General features: G+C 41.0%; 22 protein-coding genes. 13 read left to right on the forward strand and 9 right to left on the reverse strand.

Features of this window, described 5'->3' with window-relative positions; all coding sequences use genetic code 11:
* Positions 1-97: 97 nt before the first annotated feature.
* The 4 genes from J7E35_RS08920 (at position 98) to J7E35_RS08935 (ending at position 3,214) form a co-directional block, all read left to right on the forward strand.
* Entirely contained in the window at positions 98-889 is a 792-nt protein-coding gene (locus J7E35_RS08920) for an alpha/beta fold hydrolase (RefSeq protein WP_214778985.1), read from the forward strand.
* An 85-nt stretch (positions 890-974) separates the two neighbouring features.
* Entirely contained in the window at positions 975-1,268 is a 294-nt protein-coding gene (locus J7E35_RS08925; RefSeq protein ID WP_483297654.1) for a DUF3219 family protein, read from the forward strand.
* Between the two features lie 3 nt (positions 1,269-1,271).
* Positions 1,272-2,264 carry an LLM class flavin-dependent oxidoreductase gene (locus tag J7E35_RS08930; protein WP_214778990.1) on the forward strand — a complete coding sequence of 331 codons (993 nt, stop codon included), beginning with the start codon at positions 1,272-1,274 and terminating at the stop codon, positions 2,262-2,264.
* A gap of 233 nt (positions 2,265-2,497) precedes the next feature.
* On the forward strand, positions 2,498-3,214 hold the full coding sequence (locus J7E35_RS08935) for a YebC/PmpR family DNA-binding transcriptional regulator (RefSeq protein WP_214778992.1): 717 nt from the start codon (positions 2,498-2,500) through the stop codon (positions 3,212-3,214).
* A gap of 57 nt (positions 3,215-3,271) precedes the next feature.
* Here J7E35_RS08935 and J7E35_RS08940 read toward each other — a convergent pair whose 3' ends face one another.
* The gene (locus J7E35_RS08940; RefSeq protein WP_214778994.1) at positions 3,272-3,598 is read right to left on the reverse strand and encodes an Mpo1-like protein; all 327 of its coding nucleotides are present in this window, start codon (positions 3,596-3,598) and stop codon (positions 3,272-3,274) included.
* Positions 3,599-4,023: 425 nt separating this feature from the next.
* Between J7E35_RS08940 and J7E35_RS08945 the strand changes: the two genes are divergently transcribed.
* On the forward strand, positions 4,024-5,265 hold the full coding sequence (locus J7E35_RS08945; protein ID WP_214778996.1) for an erythromycin esterase family protein: 1,242 nt from the start codon (positions 4,024-4,026) through the stop codon (positions 5,263-5,265).
* Positions 5,266-5,308: 43 nt separating this feature from the next.
* On the opposite strand, the gene J7E35_RS08950 is transcribed toward J7E35_RS08945, so the two are convergent.
* Genes J7E35_RS08950 through J7E35_RS08960 form a run of 3 tightly spaced genes read right to left on the reverse strand, consistent with a single transcriptional unit; the run spans position 5,309 to position 7,051 of the window.
* Complete coding sequence (locus J7E35_RS08950; protein WP_214778998.1) at positions 5,309-6,445, reverse strand: zinc-dependent alcohol dehydrogenase; 1,137 nt, start codon at positions 6,443-6,445, stop codon at positions 5,309-5,311.
* 16 nt (positions 6,446-6,461) lie between these two features.
* Entirely contained in the window at positions 6,462-6,824 is a 363-nt protein-coding gene (locus J7E35_RS08955; RefSeq protein WP_214778999.1) for a spore coat protein, read from the reverse strand.
* Entirely contained in the window at positions 6,824-7,051 is a 228-nt protein-coding gene (locus J7E35_RS08960; protein WP_214779002.1) for a spore coat protein, read from the reverse strand. Before J7E35_RS08960 ends, J7E35_RS08955 begins: the two co-directional genes overlap by 1 nt.
* 127 nt (positions 7,052-7,178) lie before the next feature.
* Here J7E35_RS08960 and J7E35_RS08965 point away from each other — a divergent pair, with 127 nt between their 5' ends.
* The 3 genes from J7E35_RS08965 to J7E35_RS08975 all read left to right on the forward strand — a co-directional run bounded on the left by J7E35_RS08965 (position 7,179) and on the right by J7E35_RS08975 (position 8,912).
* Positions 7,179-7,388 (forward strand): hypothetical protein, encoded by a 210-nt coding sequence (locus J7E35_RS08965; RefSeq protein WP_214779004.1) that lies wholly within the window; start codon positions 7,179-7,181, stop codon positions 7,386-7,388.
* A complete protein-coding gene (locus tag J7E35_RS08970; RefSeq protein ID WP_192472070.1) occupies positions 7,385-7,681 on the forward strand; it encodes a spore coat protein in 297 nt (98 codons plus the stop codon). Before J7E35_RS08965 ends, J7E35_RS08970 begins: the two co-directional genes overlap by 4 nt.
* 154 nt (positions 7,682-7,835) lie before the next feature.
* Positions 7,836-8,912: a mechanosensitive ion channel family protein gene (locus J7E35_RS08975; RefSeq protein WP_214779006.1), complete on the forward strand. Its 1,077-nt coding sequence runs from the start codon at positions 7,836-7,838 to the stop codon at positions 8,910-8,912.
* Positions 8,913-8,959: 47 nt separating this feature from the next.
* Here J7E35_RS08975 and J7E35_RS08980 read toward each other — a convergent pair whose 3' ends face one another.
* Entirely contained in the window at positions 8,960-9,604 is a 645-nt protein-coding gene (locus J7E35_RS08980) for an SDR family oxidoreductase (RefSeq protein WP_214740023.1), read from the reverse strand.
* Positions 9,605-9,808: 204 nt separating this feature from the next.
* Here J7E35_RS08980 and J7E35_RS08985 point away from each other — a divergent pair, with 204 nt between their 5' ends.
* Together J7E35_RS08985 and J7E35_RS08990 are read left to right on the forward strand one after the other, a co-directional pair.
* Entirely contained in the window at positions 9,809-11,179 is a 1,371-nt protein-coding gene (locus J7E35_RS08985; RefSeq protein ID WP_214779008.1) for an aldehyde dehydrogenase, read from the forward strand.
* A gap of 35 nt (positions 11,180-11,214) precedes the next feature.
* Positions 11,215-11,409 (forward strand): YbxH family protein, encoded by a 195-nt coding sequence (locus J7E35_RS08990; protein ID WP_214740019.1) that lies wholly within the window; start codon positions 11,215-11,217, stop codon positions 11,407-11,409.
* An 86-nt stretch (positions 11,410-11,495) separates the two neighbouring features.
* Here J7E35_RS08990 and J7E35_RS08995 read toward each other — a convergent pair whose 3' ends face one another.
* The gene (locus J7E35_RS08995; protein ID WP_214779010.1) at positions 11,496-12,737 is read right to left on the reverse strand and encodes a dicarboxylate/amino acid:cation symporter; all 1,242 of its coding nucleotides are present in this window, start codon (positions 12,735-12,737) and stop codon (positions 11,496-11,498) included.
* A gap of 246 nt (positions 12,738-12,983) precedes the next feature.
* On the opposite strand from J7E35_RS08995, the gene J7E35_RS09000 reads away from it, so the two are divergent.
* A complete protein-coding gene (locus J7E35_RS09000) occupies positions 12,984-13,520 on the forward strand; it encodes a class I SAM-dependent methyltransferase (protein ID WP_214779012.1) in 537 nt (178 codons plus the stop codon).
* A gap of 78 nt (positions 13,521-13,598) precedes the next feature.
* Here the strand turns inward: J7E35_RS09000 and J7E35_RS09005 are convergent, their stop codons facing one another.
* On the reverse strand, positions 13,599-14,825 hold the full coding sequence (locus J7E35_RS09005; RefSeq protein ID WP_214779014.1) for an MFS transporter: 1,227 nt from the start codon (positions 14,823-14,825) through the stop codon (positions 13,599-13,601).
* A gap of 212 nt (positions 14,826-15,037) precedes the next feature.
* Complete coding sequence (locus tag J7E35_RS09010; protein ID WP_214779016.1) at positions 15,038-16,096, reverse strand: MGDG synthase family glycosyltransferase; 1,059 nt, start codon at positions 16,094-16,096, stop codon at positions 15,038-15,040.
* A gap of 177 nt (positions 16,097-16,273) precedes the next feature.
* Here J7E35_RS09010 and J7E35_RS09015 point away from each other — a divergent pair, with 177 nt between their 5' ends.
* Together J7E35_RS09015 and J7E35_RS09020 are read left to right on the forward strand one after the other, a co-directional pair.
* Positions 16,274-16,834, forward strand: coding sequence for a YkoP family protein (locus tag J7E35_RS09015; protein WP_214779018.1), 561 nt, complete (start codon positions 16,274-16,276; stop codon positions 16,832-16,834).
* 69 nt (positions 16,835-16,903) lie between these two features.
* Positions 16,904-17,713 carry a metallophosphoesterase gene (locus J7E35_RS09020; protein ID WP_214779020.1) on the forward strand — a complete coding sequence of 270 codons (810 nt, stop codon included), beginning with the start codon at positions 16,904-16,906 and terminating at the stop codon, positions 17,711-17,713.
* Between the two features lie 64 nt (positions 17,714-17,777).
* Here the strand turns inward: J7E35_RS09020 and J7E35_RS09025 are convergent, their stop codons facing one another.
* Complete coding sequence (locus J7E35_RS09025; RefSeq protein WP_214779391.1) at positions 17,778-17,933, reverse strand: hypothetical protein; 156 nt, start codon at positions 17,931-17,933, stop codon at positions 17,778-17,780.
* Positions 17,934-18,076 lie beyond the last annotated feature (143 nt).

The following is an 18,076-nucleotide window of genomic DNA, read 5'->3' on the forward strand; positions in this document are numbered from 1 at the left end:
TAGCTGTGGAAATATCAGCCTGTATATGATGGCGATAGATTAATAAACGAGTTTCAGGGAATATAATGAATATACTTAAATGATAGGAGCGGAATGTATGGACACAAAGGTAGTAAGGGTTGGGAGTACGGAAATGAGTTTTATTGATGAAGGCAAAGGAAATCCAATTCTTCTCATACATGGATTTGCCGGCAGCAAGCACTATTGGGATAAAATCATTCCTCAAGTCGCCAACGAGTACCGGGTGATTGCACTTGATCTGCCTGGACACGGGGAGTCAGGCATGTCAAAAAACAACTATTCAATTGAGGACATGGCCGGGACAATTAAAGAATTACTTGATCAAATAGGGTTGGATAAAGTGACCATGTTCGGTCATTCACTCGGCGGTTATATCACCCTGGCATTTGCAGAGTTATATCCTCAGCATTTAAACGGCTATTCTTTAGTACATTCGACGGCTAATCCGGATTCCGATGATGCAAAGGAAGCTAGAGAAGCAAATGCAAAGAAGATTCAGGAAGAGGGAGCGGAACCATTTATCGAAGGACTTTCCAGAAAGCTATTTTCTCCTGAAAATACTGTAGAAAATTCAACGGAAATCGAAGAGACTGTGAAAATTGGCATGAATACAATAGCGGAAGGCCTTGTCAGCGCATTGATCGCCATGAAAAATAGGCCAGATAGGAATCATGTGTTGGAAGACACTGAACTGCCTGTTCTTTTGGTTGCAGGCGAAAAGGATCAGATTATTCCTGCTGAAAAAACATTTACTGTAACGAAACCGAATATCGAAAAGCAAATCATTGAAGGTGCCGGCCATATGAGCATGTACGAACAGCCGGAAGAACTTGTCAAGGTAATGAAGGATTTTCTCTCAAAAATATAACGGTCCAAGGCAGCCTGTCCGCGTAGGGCAGGCTTTTTTATTTATCTTTCAGGGATGATAAAATATATTCAGCAAGTGTAAAGGAGTGAATGTTTTGGGGGATAGAATAGTTTTAGATGGCCATCCCATCTTGGTCAAAAGTTTAGAAATGGGAAATCAAGGCGGACTCAAGCGAATTGCAGTGGAATTTTCCGTTACAAGCGAAGACTATCATGATGTCACCACATTATTATATAAAGGAGAATTTGATGTGCAGGTTCCTGCGCGAGATGCAGCCTTTAGAGGAAAAATCGTCGAGTACTCGACCTCTGTTACGAATTTATATAAAAGCGGGCAGGTCGGTACCTTTAAATTAGCCTTATTGGAAATAAAGGAGTAAGCCATGAAGTTAAGTATACTTGACCAGGCACCGATTTCGGCGAATCAGATGGCCAGAGCTGCATTGGAGCAATCCGTTTTGCTTGCACAGACTGCCGAGAAATTAGGGTATACACGTTACTGGATCGCTGAGCACCATAATATACCTGGTTTGGCATGTCCAGCACCTGAGGTCATGCTGCCCTATATCGGGGCAAGGACAAGCAAGATTCGAATAGGTTCTGGCGCTGTATTGCTTCCACACTACAAACCGTATAAAGTGGCGGAGCTTTATAATTTGCTTGCAACATTGTTCCCAGGCCGGATTGATATCGGAATCGGCCGTGCTCCAGGAGGATCTGCAGAAGTAACAAATGCTTTATCAGACAACTTCCTGCAAAATGTTTGGAAACTGCCTGAATCATTGAAGGACTTGCTTCATTTTATTAATGACAATCATCCGGAAGACAGTGAACTTGCTAAAATTACAGCCGCACCCTTACCAGAAGTCCCTCCTGAACCCTGGCTTCTCGGCACGAGTAAAAAAAGCGCGAGGCTCGCGGCTGAGTACGGAATGGCTTATGCGTTTGGTTTATTTATGAGCGACAAGGACCCACAAGACATTTTGCAAGGATATTATAATTCCTTCAAGCCAGGAAGCACAAAATCTCCGCATACCATTTTGACTGTTTCGGCCATATGTGCTGAAACCACTGAACAAGCGGAAGAAATTGCATTAAGCTCGCTTATATGGAACATCCAGCAGGGAAAAGGAGAAGGTTTATCTGGTGTACCTTCTATGGAAGCCGCAAAGGAATACAAGCTTACTGGAGAGGATTATCAAACTGTAGAAAAAATGAAGCGAAAAATGATTATAGGGAATCCAATGCAAGTAAAAGAGAGATTGCTTGATTTGCATCAGAAGTATAACGCTGATGAAATAATGGTCCTGACTATCACATATTCACCAGAGGACCGCATAAAATCCTATGAACTAATTGGGGGTGAAATGCTTTAGCGGCGAGTGGACATTTCGTGTTTCAATAACCCGTATTGAGACACTTTTTTCATTCTGGTATTCTGTTTCGTGCTCCAAGAGTGCCTATTTGGACATGAACACTTTAGTTCCACCGTATACTAACCTCTTAACAAATCTTCCATTTAAGGTATAATATTATCTGTGAGAAGATGCTGCAGCATTTATCTAAATAATTGCGGCTATCTGATATAAGTTGAAAGAGAGTGGAATTTATGGGTCGTAAATGGAACAACATTAAAGAGAAGAAAGCGTCCAAGGATGCAAATACAAGCAGGGTTTATTCAAAATTCGCGCTTGAGATTTATGTTGCAGCCAGACAAGGTGAACCAAATCCAGAATCCAACCAGGCGCTGAAATTCGTCCTCGAAAGAGCGAAGACATATAATGTACCAAGAGTCATTATTGACCGTGCAATCGATAAAGCCAAGGGCGGAGCCGAAGAAAATTATCAGGAGCTTCGATACGAAGGGTTTGGCCCTAATGGATCCATGGTGATCGTTGATGCACTTACAAACAACGTAAACCGTACTGCTTCCAATGTGCGAGCTGCTTTTGGTAAGAACGGCGGGAACATGGGAGTAGCTGGATCCGTATCTTATATGTTCGACAAAACTGCAGTAATCGGATTTGAAGGAAAGTCTGCTGATGAGGCATTGGAAATATTGATGGAAGCGGATGTTGATGCACGCGATATCCTTGAAGAAGATGAATCCATCATTATTTATGGTGAGCCTGACCAATTCCACGCAATCCAGGAGGCATTCAGGAATGCCGGTATCTCAGACTTTACTGTAGCTGAACTTACCATGCTGCCTCAGAATGAAGTGGCTCTGGACCCAGATTCGCAGGAACAATTCGAAAAGCTCGTTGATGCGCTGGAAGATTTAGAGGATGTACAGCAGGTATATCATAATGTTGATTTAGTATAATTAAACGTAAAAAACAAACCCATCAAAATTGAATGGGTTTGTTTTTTTTGAAAAAATTTAACCTGCCAATTTATGTTTGTCCAGTTCCTTGTCCAGTTTACCTAATAAGATTAACCTGTACATGCGGAAATCTGCACGGAGTGACCAGACGGGGTGCCCGAATGTGGCTGGCTTGTTGCCTTCGATAAAGAAATGGCTGAACCATGCGAACGCGTAAGCAGTGACTGGAGCCAACAATATTAACCAGAAGTTAAACGTAATGAGAGCAGCGATCAAAAATACGAAAACGAAACTTGTACCAACAAAATGCCATCCTCTTGTTGAACGTTTACTATGCTGCGATAAATAGAAAGGCCAGAACTCTTCATAATCTTTAAACTCCATTGTCAACCTCCTAATATTATTTACTAAATATAGTTCTATGTGATGCTAAAAATTCCTCTAATTTTCAAGAATACAGATTTCTTGCGGGAAGAAAGGGTAAATTAATAAAGGCTCTTTAGGAAGGCTGTTATCGTAAAGTTTGTTGTTAAAATCCTAAAGCCGATTTAAACGTAATATAAAGCTATTTAGCAGGTCAGCATTAAGTTTTCATCCTCATTTCTCCTTATTAAGTCAACTTTGCAAAGAAACATAGTTCATTCAATCCTATTTTGCGTTCAATAGCAACAAAGTTTGAGAAAAGAGCCTTTCGGAAACGTTGTTCTTTCCCTGCCAAATAGATTTTTACGGTTATTCAGAGCGCTATTCAATGCACGAGGGAAAAAATCCGAGACAATAATTGGCTTTTAAAATATTGGAGGTGCACCATGGCTTCAAAAGGCGATCTAGTCCAATCCATTAAAAATCATGCAGTAAGATTTGATACATATGATGACCTCGACGCAATTGTAGAAGCTGCTGCAGAAAAACAGTATGTGATGCTGGGAGAGGCTTCTCACGGAACATCCGAATTCTATACCATCAGGGCAGAAATCAGTAAAAGATTGATTGAAGACCATGGGTTTTCTTTTATTGCTGTAGAAGGTGACTGGCCATCGTGTTTCACTGTGAATCAATATATTAAAGGGTTTAGTGACACCGACTCTCATACAGCACTTAAAGATTTCGGCCGCTGGCCCTCATGGATGTGGGCAAATGAAGAAATACTTGAACTTGTAAGATGGTTAAAGAACTATAATGAGTCAGCAGAAAAAGCAGTTGGTTTCTACGGTCTGGATGTTTACAGTCTGTGGGAGTCAATGGAAGAAATCATCCGGCAGCTTGAAAAAATTTCGCCAGGTGATGTCGAGTCGGCGAAACAAGCTTTTTCCTGCTTCGAACCCTTTGATCGACGGGGGGAGACTTATGCAATTTCATCAGCATATTATGGGGAAAATTGTACAGAGGAAGTTATAAAGGTTCTGATTGACCTTCAGAAAAAGCGGAAGAGTTACCCTAAAGGGCAGGAGGGTGACTTGAATTTGGAGGTTAACAGCCTTGTCATGCTAGACGCTGAACGTTACTACCGGGCAATGGCCAAAGGCGGTGCAGAGGATTGGAACATCCGTGATACCCACATGGTGAGCGCTCTTGAAAAAGTCGTGCATGCCCATGGAGAAGGTGCCAAAGCAATCATATGGGAGCACAATACCCATATTGGAGATGCAAGGGCAACAGATATGGCGGATGAAGGCATGATAAATGTTGGACAAATTCTAAGGGAAAAATATGGCCAGGGTGTTTACGCAATTGGTTTTGGCACACACCATGGCACAGTGATTGCTTCTGACCAGTGGGGTGGTTCTGTCGATGTAATGGACGTTCCGGAGGCCCAGAATGGAAGCTGGGAGGATGCTTTGCACCAGGCAGGGGCATTCGATAAATATATCTTATTCAGCCAGGAAAACGAAAGGGATTTTGATCGTGTGTTGGGTCATCGGGCAATAGGAGTTGTCTATGATCCAAAACTCGAACATTTAGGGAACTATGTTCCATCTTATATTGCCAGAAGATATGATGCCTTTATTTTTATCGATGAAACCAGAGCCTTATCACCAATATTCTTATGAACCTAAAAACGTCCCTTAAAATGGGACGTTTTGTGTGTAAGCTTTACGGCTTCAGGACAACTTTAATGCAGCCGTCCGTCCTGGTGTCAAAAATTTGATAACCGTGTTTCGCTTGATCTAGAGGAAGAACATGAGTGATGACATCGCTTAGATCCATTTTCCCATTAGAAATAATATCATAAAGGTAGGACATATAAGGGATTACCGGTGCCTGGCCCATCTTGAGATCCACGTTTCTCTGGAAAATGTCGCCTAGAGGAAAAGCATTATATCTGCCTCCATAGACACCGGTGATTTGGATTGTACCAGCCTTGCGGACAGCCTGGGAGGCTATGACAAGACCGCCCATCGCACCACCATGCAGCTTCAAGCCAGTAGCCAGGTATTCAAGCGGAGACATTTTTCCGCTCATACCCGTGCAATCAATGACAATATCAGCTCCGCCTTTGGTGATCTCCTTCAGGTATTCGCCGGTATTCTGGTGTTCCTCTATGTTAACTTTTTCAACTTTATTTGTCTTTTTTGCATGCTCTAAACGGTAGTTCAAATGATCAACAGCTATTACTCTCTTCGCTCCTTTAAACCAGGCGAATTTTTGCGCGAGCAAACCCACCGGACCGCAGCCTAAAACCACCACTGTGTCGCCTGATTTGACACCTGCATGGTCAACGCTCCACAATGCTGTTGCTGCAGCATCTGCCAAAAGTACAAGTTTTTCATCCTCAACTTCACAATCCTCGGGGATTTTAAAAGGAGTGAAATTCCCGTAAGGAACACGCATATATTCAGCCTGGCCGCCAGCGTAACCGCCCGTTGTTTCCGAGTAGCCAAAGAAACCTCCCATTTCTCCATGTGGATTGGAATTATCACACTGTGAAGTGATGTCATTTTTACAATACCAGCATTCTCCGCAGCTGACATTGAAAGGAATGATCACTCTGTCGCCTTTCTTTAGCTTGTTCACACCAGGTCCAACTTCTTCGACTACACCCATTGGTTCGTGCCCAATTACGTAGTCTGTAGGCAAATTCGGGATCATTTGATGCAAAAGGTGCAAATCAGACCCGCAAATAGCCGAAGCTGTTACTTTTATGATGATGTCATCTGAATTCTTTATTTCAGGATCTTTTACATTCTTGACCTGTATATTTTTGCTCCCTTGATACGTAACGGCTTTCATAATAGACATTCCTCCTTTATTTATCTGGTGTCGCGAACATTCCAAGCCGATCCGTGTCAATTGGGAATAGATCCATCTCTCCGATACTTACTGCCATGTCCGCAGATTTTAAATCCAATTCCACTTGCTTTCCAACATCATGGGGGTACAGCCAACCCTTCTTCATCATCAAATCGGAAACTTCAGCGTGAAGGTCAATCGCTTGTTCCATTTGATTGTATAGGGATTTCCTAAGCTCTCCATTGGCTGTTTCAGTGATGGCAATACCGTAAGTGTGTATACCAGTTTTGATCCAGAGGAGAAAGTCCAGCGCAAATGATGCATCGGCCATCTCGGGCATGTGCTCAGCACCCTGGGGATCAAGGTAATCCATTTCCATCAGACTTCACCTTCCTTCAATGGTTTTGTTCTAGCACCTTTATAAAATACTTTCAATTCATCAATTGCTGCGATCGACTGTTGGACATCTTTTTCCATCAATGCTTTCAGGTCGTTATCAAAACAGAGACCCTGCATCAATTTTGATTTAAGGACACTGATTGTTTTAAAATTCAATATTTCATGAGCTTCCATCGTTTCATGGAAGGCAAGTGTTTCTTTCTCCATAAATTCACCTCCAATAAGAACATATTTAATTTTCCAATTATGGAGGGTGTTTATACAGAATGTCAGAATAATGGAATGTATTAATGGAAATATAACAGGGAGAGCTTAGAAATAGGAGAGATTGCTTATGACGAAATATTTAGGTATACATGAGACCCTTGAATTGCTGGAGGTTATGACGTTCAAAAGTGTCACATTAACAAAAGCAACAGCTATGGGCTTGCTTGTTAAGGACTTAAGGCTAAAAGAAATCTTAACCGATGAAGTGGTGGCATCAACCGCACATATCAATCGGATGAAGGAGCTTTTGACCAAGAAGGAGGAGAATCGGGCATGACGAACATCTTGCACAATCTGGCGGGCATGGCAGGGATGACAGACCAGGTAATCGCAACAGATTATTTAATTTCCATTAAGTCAGGGATCCGAAACCTTTCATTCGCAATAACGGAAACTGCCACACCCGAATTAAGGGAGGCATTTCGAGAACAGCTGAGGGCGGCAGTAGAAGCTCATGAAAACATTTCAGAGTATATGATTGAAATGGGATTTTACCACCCGCATAATCTTGGAGAACAAATCAGAGTGGATTTGGATACTGCTGATACCGCTTTGAACCTAGCGGATTAAACTGTAAAGACTGCATACGCAGTCTCTTTTTATACGGAATTTTTGTAACAAATTTCGTTTGTAGTTGTCCAACTGCAGTGCTTTTAAACCCGTTAAGTTTAATCCGCTTGTTTTACAGGAATAGACTGATATATTGGAATTGCAGGTGGGACACATGGTAGATACTTTTATTAGGGACATTTCTCGCGGGGATATTATCAGACTTGCTGTATTTTTAGTGATCATTATAGTAGGAAATTGGCTAATAAAAAGGGTTGCTAAGGTTTCGGCTGCACAAGATTCGAGATTTATCCAAAGATCTCTGCCGATAATCGATTCGCTTGCGGACTGGCTAACTTTTTATGGGATTATCATTTTACTCCTATTAACCTTCTCAGAGAATGAATGGTTATTTGAACCGCTATATACCCATGGGGAAGTAAAGGTGACAATCTTGCTGATTGTCATAGCCTTCCTGATCGTTTCGCTGGCACACAGGCTAGTTAAGCTTTTCAATAAGTATATTTTATCCTCGATCTACGATTACTACGGAGTGGATAGAGGATTGGGCTACACTTTCAACCAAATCATATACTATACTGTTATGTTTGCCGCACTGGCTGTAAGTCTGACCAGTGTCGGGATCAACCTGACTGCGATAGGAGCCGTTTTTGGAGTTCTTGGCATTGGTATTGGTTTTGGCATGAGGAATGTTGCTGGTAACTTTGTATCGGGTATCATTATTTTGTTTGAAAGACCAATTGAGGTAGGGGAAATCATTGAGATCAATGATAAGGTCGGACGGGTAGAAAATATCCGCTTAAGATCTACAATTATCCGTACTGCAAAGGAAGGGACTTTGATTGTTCCTAACCAGTATTTTATCGAACAGATCGTCAAGAACCGAACCAGCGCAAGAATGATGGCTCAGGTAAAGGTGAGTGTCGCTTTTGGAACAGATACCCATATGGTGCAGGCACTGCTTGAACAAGCGGTAGACGAAATTAAGGAAAATGAGGAGGGCATCCTTGATTCTCCGGAACCTGATATCCGTTTTATTGATTTCCACAGCAAGGCAATGGAGTTCCTGATCGAAATTCCGGTCGTTAACTTTGAAATTAAAGAGAAAATCGAAAGTAAATTGAGACATATGGTAGCAGCGATTTTTGTCGATAAAAATATTCAGCTGCCAGCAATAACCTTCCAAATGAGTGATAAAACTAACCATTTCACATCAGAAGAAGCAGAATAAGAAAAAGGAGAGTTTACCAGCATGGCAAACTCTCTTTTTGATGCTGATTAAATGTTTTTAAGAGCATCAACAATATCAGTTTCTCCAGAAATTAAATCAAAAGATTTCTTGAATGTATTTTTCGCTTTTAAGCATGCCAATACGGTTTTTGCTACATCAACTCTTGGAATCGAGCCCGTTTTCAGGTTCTCAGCAACCTCAATTTTACCCGTACCTGCTTCGTTCAGTAACCCGCCAGGCCTGATGATTGTATAATTCAGGCTGCTCTGCAATAAAGCGCGATCCGCATAGTGTTTTGCGACATAATAAGGCTTAATGGCTTCAGACCAATTCTCTCTTTTGTGTGCTTGCAGGGCACTGACCATTATGAACCGGTCAATCCCAGCCTGTTCTGCAGCCTCCACCGTTTTCACAGCGCCGTCAAGATCCACTAACAGAGTTTTATCCAAACCTGTATGTCCTCCTGAACCTGCCGCGAACACAATGGCATCGCAGCCTTTTGCTGCAGATGCGATGTCTTCAACGGTACCTTCAAGGCTTGCGATTACAGTTTCAACACCTTTTTCTTCAAACTCCGGAGTTTGTTCCGGTTTTCTCAGCATCGCTCTTACATCATGTTCGCTGCTTTCTTTAAGCAGATCAACGAGTTGTTTGCCAATCTGTCCATTTGCACCTACGACAAGTACTTTCATCAGATAACCTCCTTGAAAATTCTTAGGTCATACAAAATAAAACTCTGGTTCACATTAAGGTTTGTATAACGCACATGTATATAATCTACCCTTTATTTACTATTGTAAAAGGTATGAATTGAACTATTAAATCCAATTAGGTATGGATTATATGAAATGGGGAAAATAAAGAGAAACTTTTTATTCTTATTGGAGGGGGACAGGATGGTGAATTACAGTGGACTAATAGAGAAACAAAGACAGTTTTTTTTCAGTGGAAAAACAAAGGAAATTCCATTCAGGCTTGAGGCTCTGAGATTATTAAGAAGCTTGATCAAATCCCATGAACAGGAACTGATGGATGCCTTAAAGGCGGACTTGAATAAGACTGAGTTTGATTCATACCTAACCGAGATAGGAATAGTACTTGAGGAGTTGCGGTTTACCATAAAGCATGTCCGCAAATGGGCAAAGCCAAGAAAAGTAAAATCTACTCTGACTTTGTTAGGGTCTAAAAGCTATATTTATCCCGAACCGTATGGAGTAGCTCTTGTCATTGCTCCATGGAACTATCCTTTCCAACTGGCGGTAGCCCCTTTAATTGGAGCTATCGCTGCCGGGAACTGTGCCATCTTAAAGCCTTCAGAGCTTACTCCCCGTACCTCCGGGGTCCTCGCGAAGCTCATTCATGATAATTTTCCTGAGGAATATCTGGCTGTTGTTGAAGGTGGAGTGGAAACCAGCCAGGGACTTTTAAGAGAGAAACTGGATTATATCTTCTTTACAGGAAGTGTTCCGGTGGGAAAGATCATAATGGAAGCGGCAGCTAAGAAACTTACTCCCGTTACCCTTGAATTAGGAGGTAAAAGTCCATGCATTGTACACCATGATGCCCATTTAAAGTTTGCAGCAAAGAGAGTTGCATGGGGCAAGTTCATGAATGCAGGACAAACCTGTGTTGCTCCGGACTATCTTTATATCCATAGAAGTGTAAAAGATGAATTTTTAAAGCTGTTAAAAGAATCAGTAGAGGAATTATACTCATTGGATGCGATTTCAAGCGGAAACTTTACGAAAATTGTAAGTGAGCGGCATTTTAACAGACTAACGGGTTTCCTCGATAATGGTGACACATTCTTTGGCGGAAGAACAAATGAAGAAAAGCTTTCAATAGAGCCTACCGTTCTAACCAATATCAATTGGGAAGATGAAGTGATGGAGGACGAAATTTTCGGTCCGATTCTTCCTGTCCTGGAATACGATGATTTGTCTGATATGATAACGAGAATCAATGCTCGGCCAAAGCCGCTTGCACTCTATATCTTCTCTGAAAGTGAACAGGTCCAGAAAATGATTCTTGAACATATATCCTTTGGCGGTGGATGCATCAATGATACCGTCTACCACTTAAGCTCACCGTACCTGCCATTTGGCGGTGTAGGTGAAAGCGGTATCGGGGCTTATCATGGGCAGGGCAGCTTCGATGTATTTTCACATGAAAAAAGCATATTGAAGCAAACCACTCGCTTCGATCTTCCATTCCGGTATCCTAATACCAAGAATGCGCTAAAGAAAGTGAAGCTGTTTATTAAATAGGCATGGATTTGCAAATTGTAAGGAGGATGGAACACATGGGTGCAGTAGAACGCAGCGGTTATATTTTCGAACCGGAATACAGTGTGATTAACCAGGATGGAGCAATTCATGTATATCATAAAGGGGAATTCATCGAAGAGCTGAGATTTTCCTTCCAAGGCGAAGCTCCTGATCCCAGTCTTACTGAGCGACTAATCGACCAATACTGTGAAAAGCATGGAATTGACTAATGGGTTTTACTCACTGTGAACAAAAAACAGCTGCTCCGAAAAAGAGCAGCTGTTTTTATTTTCAGCATATAAGAAAGAAAATTAACTTATGCAGTAACATTCTCGTCTATTTCAACCTCTTCTAAAGTTTCCCCTTCAGAGCGGGCAACATAGACGGCGCAGGCAGCATCACCGGTAATGTTCACAGCGGTTCTGCACATGTCAAGGAGACGGTCAACCCCCAGCACTAAAGCTATAGCTTCAACAGGCAAGCCTACTGAAGTTAATACCATAGACAGCATGATCAATCCCACTCCAGGGACGCCTGCTGTTCCGATACTTGCCAGTGTCGCAGTCAATATGACGGTCAATAATTGTCCCAGTCCCAGTTCGGCTCCATAAACCTGAGCAATGAAGATGGTAGCAACCCCTTGCATTATGGCTGTTCCATCCATATTGATCGTGGCTCCCAGCGGCTGCACGAAACCACTGACACTTTTGGAAACTTTGAGATTATTTTGCAGTGTTTTCATCGAAATAGGAAGGGTAGCAGCACTGCTAGAAGTACTGAATGCAACAATCATAGCTGGTGAGAATTCTTTGATGAATTTAATTGGATTCAGTTTTCCAAGCAAAGATACCGCTGACCCATAGGTGATAACAAGGTGAAGCAGCAGGACGAAAAGAACCACGAACATATATTTACCCATTGCTGCGATTGCCTCCAGTCCCTGGCTGCCGATTGCCGTTGCAATCAAACCGAAAGCGCCGTATGGAGCGAACTTCATGATCGCCTGAACTAAATACATTAGTACTTCATTGGCCTGTTCGACCAGTTTAATCAATCCAGCTGCTTTTTCACCGACTCTTGCTATACCAAAGCCAATGATAATTGAAAATGCAATCACCTGGAGCATTGAACCCTCGACCATGGCTCCAAGAGGATTGGCAGGAATAATATTCAATAATGTTTCAATAACCGGCGGTGCCTCAGCAGCTTCAAAGCTTGCGCCCTCCAATTGGAAGCTGCCTGAACCTGGTTGAACCAGAAGTGCCATTCCAATCGCCAGAACTAATGCAATTGCGGTAGTAATCAGGAAAAAAGAAATCGTCTTGCCGCCGATCCTGCCGAGCTTCTTAGGATCACTAATTCCCGCAGTTCCTAGTATAAGAGAAACGATTACAATAGGGACGACAAGCATTTTAATCAAATTGACAAAGATTTTTCCAAGAGGGACAAATACATAACTATTGACTGTTTCGAACACTTCAGGCAACGCCAAGTTAAAAATAAGACCGACAATAATACCCAATCCCATACCATAAAGGATTTTGCGCGTGAGTGACATTTCATCTCCTCCTAATAAAAAATAATAATAAATGAAAGCGCTTACTAAAATAACTGATAATTATAAATATTTTGTTACACTTAAAGTATGACTATTTTCGCTTGAAAAGACAATATGTTTTCTGAATATTTTAAAAACATATGTTGTGAATGAGAGTGAGGTATATCTATGTTATATTTTAGTTAACTTTTCTTTTGAAGGCAGTGATATAGAGTGGATGCTCAAGGTAAATGGAATCGAAAATACATGGATAGGTTAATAGACGGGAAGCCTCCGGAACCGAATAGAAGGCTGCTAAGGATGGCTGCTTATTTGAAAGGCGGGACAGCAATAGACTTTGCCTCAGGACTGGGAGGCAATAGCATTTATCTGTCAGAACTAGGCTATGACATGACTGCAGTTGATATTTCCGACGTTGCTATAAACTATGTACAAGCGGAAGCAGCCAGACGAGGGTTGAATATTACGGCTAAAGTAACTGATCTCACAAAAGAAAGATCCTTTTTAAAAGACCATAAGCATGATTTAGCGGTAATGACCTATTATCTGGACCGTTCTGTATTTCCACTACTAAAACAAGTTATCAAGGATAATGGATATTTATTCTTCGAAACGTTTTACAAACATAAAACTGCAAATAACGGGCATATTTCGAGTCAATACAAGCTGGAATCGAATGAGCTGCTGAAAGAATTAGGAGATTGGAAGATTCTCTTTTTTGAGGAAGATGAACAGGAAGGACGACAGACAATTTTTTGCCAGAAAAAGAATGAATTCCAATAGAATTTAAGGTTAACCCCTGCTGATCTATGAAAGAAGCAGAAACAGTAAGGACCTGTTTCTGCTTTAGAAAGACTAACTTTATATAGATTCTGCTATCACTTTACGTTCGAATTTTAAAGCTACAAACAGGAAGGAGAAGGCGGCAATCACCCGGAACAGTGATATCAGATTCATCGCCGCATTCATTCCAAAACCATTAAGGAGCAGGACACCCATCTGCGGGGCAATAAACCCGACGATCGAAAGCAGGAAGTTATAATTGGCAATATAATTCGTTCGGTCTGTCTCTGGAGAAGCTTTAAGGAGCTGGTTGAACAACAGCAGATTGGTTCCAGAAACAAACAAGCCAATCCACAGATTAATCATTGTCAGGTAGACGAGATTTGTTGAAAGCATCGTCAAAGCAGGAGCAGTTGCCATACCGGCTGCTGCAATAAATAAAACGAAGCTGTTTCCCCGGCGGTCTGCAGCATTCGCCCACCATTTTATACTGATGATTTGCGCCAGCTGGTTTGTGACAGAAAACAGGCTCAGCCACAATGCAGTGGCATTTGCCTCTTTGATCTGATAAATACTGAACAGGGACCAGGCCATCTGCGCGGAAAAGCCGAACAATAAGGCAGAAATAACGAATGCTAAGAACGGCTTATGCTTATATACTGCGAGCGAAAGCTTCTTGCTTTTCTCGTCTGTAACTTTTTCATTCATAGGCCTTTCAGGTTCCTTGTGTTTAAAAAGATAATATATCTCAAACACTGCAAATAAAAATGCAGCAATGAATAATAATTGGTAAGGAAAAGCGTTATCTTTATCAAATTGCTGCAGGAATACTCCAGTACTAAATGTGACAGCCATTGCTGCTATCGTGTTGTATCGGTTACGGGAGCTAAAAAATTCCCCTCTGCGTTTTTCAGGAACCAAATCCCCAATCATTGACTGCCATGACAAACCAGATAAGGCACCAGGAAAGTTTAGCAGTGCAATCAGGATCACCAGTGCCCATGCTGCATAAGGACTTCCAAGGAAGGGAACGAATAGGATCAAGCTGAATATTAAACGGGTGAGCAACGTTGAAATTACAGCAAAATTCTTTTTGCTCTGCACTCGATTAAGCCAAATAGCTCCCGGAATCAATGCAAGCATGCCTATTATGGAAGGCAGGGAGACAATCAAGCCGATTTGCTGGTTGGTTGCTCCCAGAACTCCAATTGCAAACAAAGGGATATAACCGTTAACCATGTTAGTAGCTGCAGTTGAAGCAAGCCCGCTATAGATGCTCAACTTCTCATTTTCATTAAATTTCAATCCTTATTTTTCTCCTCTCAAATAAATTGCACGAATTGGATTGTACGATTTTGCTTCTCGATTGGCAATAGAAGCAGATAAAAACGGTACATTAAGCATACCTTCTCAATAAAGAACAGAGAGTTTCCTGCCCTATCTTTTCTAAAAGGATTCGCCGATCGTTTTACTCGTACCACAAAAAAAGAATGCCTTCGAAAGCATTCTTTTTCACTTTAGAAAAATCTTTTCAGAACTGCGTCTAAATTCTCGATCCGTCTTGAATAGCTTGAAAGCTGTATGTGGAACTCTTTCAAGTCCTTTTCACTTGTTAGGAAGCTCAATACAGCCTCTTCAATACCAGCAATAGGGGCTTTCATAGCGAGTTTCTCCTCAAGCAGGAACTTTTCGTTTTGCTCCTCGGGACCTGGAAGTGATTCAAGCAAGAACAAAGGAATTTCTTTGCGGAGGCATTCACTGACAGTAATACCCCCAGGCTTGGTTAAGGCTGCATCAATCCGGTCGTATAATTCATTCATTTCCTCTCTATCTGCAATATAAGAGACCGGGATGATGCGCGGATTTTGAAGCTTTTCTATTTTCCAGAACAGCTTATTATTTTTTCCACATAACACATAATAATTTAATTCAGGAGCATGTCCCAGCTGTTTAACAATATTTCCAATTTGCCCTACGCCCATATTCCCCCCAGCCACTAACACGTTAAAAAGTTTTTTGTTTTTATTTTCCGTTATTTTCTTTTTATCTGTGATTTTCGGATGAACAGGGATTCCTGTAACAACAATCTTACTTTGAGGGACTCCGTTTCGTTCAAGAAATTGCTTAATTGTGTTACTGCCAGCAAAATGCAAATCAATATTCCTTAGTCCCCAAACGGAGTTGATAAAGAAATCCGTATAAGCGTTAATTACAGGTATAGGAAAATGATGCTGCTGCTTCAATACATTTAAAAGATATGAAGGGAGGCAATGTGTGCAGATAATAAGATCGGGATCTTCCGCATTGATAAGCCTCTTCATACTTCCCAAGAACATAAATTCGTATAATATATACCGTTTCTCTTCCTCATAGTTTTTACATGCATTTTGGCGGTACAGCCAGCTATAAAACGAAGGACTTAGTTTCAATGCCTTTAAATAAATATTGGTAGAAATGCTTTCCGCTATACGGGAGGTATAATGGAAAATGTCTATTTTCCTGACCTCTATTGTCCGATCTATTTCTTTGAAACAGTAACTTAATGTATCAGCTGCCTGGTGATGTCCCGAAGGCATTTGTAAAAACGGCAATATAAGAATTTTTGTCATCTATTCTCAAAACCCTTTTTTTCATACTATTCGCTTCCATCTCCAAATCCATTCCAGAATGTTTAATCCTTTCATTACCATTTCTAAAAAATAGGCAATTTAACCAACCTATAATTGTACGAATGGAAAGGAGCTAGGATAGAAATGGTAAGATCAATTTTTATATCTATGTGGAGCTGGATAGATCCTTTATACTTCTGGTTTACCCGGCTGCAATATATATGTCCTGAAAGTAAAGATAAAGGCATGTTCAGGGTTCGTCTAACGCGATACAAAGGAAAGGAAGTTATTTTGTCAGATGGAATAAAAATTCGCAAAAATGATCTTCTGCTTAAAATCCATTTACATAATGTCAGGATTTTTAAAGATGTTGCCAGGATAAAAAATGACGTTTCTAGGGGAAGATTTGTTTTTCGCGGTGTGATGGAATCTATGCCGCTTTTGAGTGATTACATCCTAAATCATCCGGAAAATTCAAACATAAAAGGAATTATAGGTATTACCCTTATCAATAAAGGTTTTAAGCCACTCGGCTTTGAGTGTATCCAGCCGGATAGCAAAATTTATGCAAGGTTTAAACAATTAATGCAAACTCCAATCTGGCTGCTTTCGAATTCACATCCGCTTTCTGGCAAAAAAGGAATACAATGTCCGGTATACTTAATGATGTCAAAAGAAAAGCTGTTAGAAAAATATAAAAGATAGTATTTCCTTCAACTCCCTCTAGCCCTTTCTCCTCATCCTTACTATACTGGATAGGAGGGAGGGGAGACTATGGTCCTGTTTTTGATTTTTTCAGCTTTAATTGGAGTGGTATTTTTCTTCGCAAACAGAAACACCAAGAAGGTCGAAATTAATACGATTTCTGTATCCAGACCTAATATCGAAGTTTCATCAAACAACTTGAAAATTCTCCACCTATCTGACCTGCATCTTGAAAATATCTCTGTAAATCCAAATGAGTTATATAATATAGTTTCGGGACAGCCTGTGGATCTTATTGCCCTTACGGGAGATTTTCTCGACCGTAAAAGGAGCATTCCAAAGCTTAGAGGTTATCTAGAAGTATTAAATAAGCTGAATCCCAAGTATGGTATGTATGCAGTATTCGGCAACCACGATTATGTTTTAAAGGGGAAGAACTTTGAAGCTTTGAAAAGGACACTTGAGGATAATGGGTGTCAGACACTACAAAATGAGCACATTACCATTAAAGTAAATGGGGAGAAGTTGAATATCATAGGTATTGATAATTACAGTACTCATCATAGTGATGTTCATAAGGCATATCTCAATGTGCCTGAAGGATACAACCTTGTTTTGACCCATGATCCTAATGTCGTACTTGAGATGGAAGAAATCCACTTTGATTATTTATTATCCGGGCATTTCCATGGCGGTCAAATCCATTGGCCGAAGCCTTACCATCTGATCAAAATGGGCAAGCTAGTCCGTATGAAAATGGTCAAAGGCCTGCATTACCATGGAGGGAAGCCGTTTTATATCAGTGAAGGGCTTGGCCAAACAGGGGTCAATATCCGTATTGGAAGCCGTCCAGAAATAACTTTCCATGAATTATCGTAAAAGATGAAAGCTTGCCATCCGTACTATGGCAAGCTTTTTTCTGTTTCGTTACCTCAGCTAAAAGCTAACTAGGATCAACTTCGTCAAGGGAAAGTGAATATACATTAGTAAACTCTCCTTTTTCTTTCTCCTCTTTTGAAGCGTCCATATCCAGTTCCTCTTGATCATCCATTCCGGGAGCAATGGTCGGTTCTTTCATATTTTCTTGTTTCTTTTTCACGAATTCGTTACCTCCATCAATAAGATCATGCCAATATAGTTTGTGTGAAATAAAGAGATATTATTAGCCAATCGGTAAATACTGAAAATCACTGAATGAATGGACCCAGGGGTTTCATATAATATGACTATGACCAAACGGGA

This window comes from Bacillus sp. ISL-45, from assembly GCF_018613195.1.
In the GTDB taxonomy this organism is placed as follows: domain Bacteria; phylum Bacillota; class Bacilli; order Bacillales; family Cytobacillaceae; genus Mesobacillus.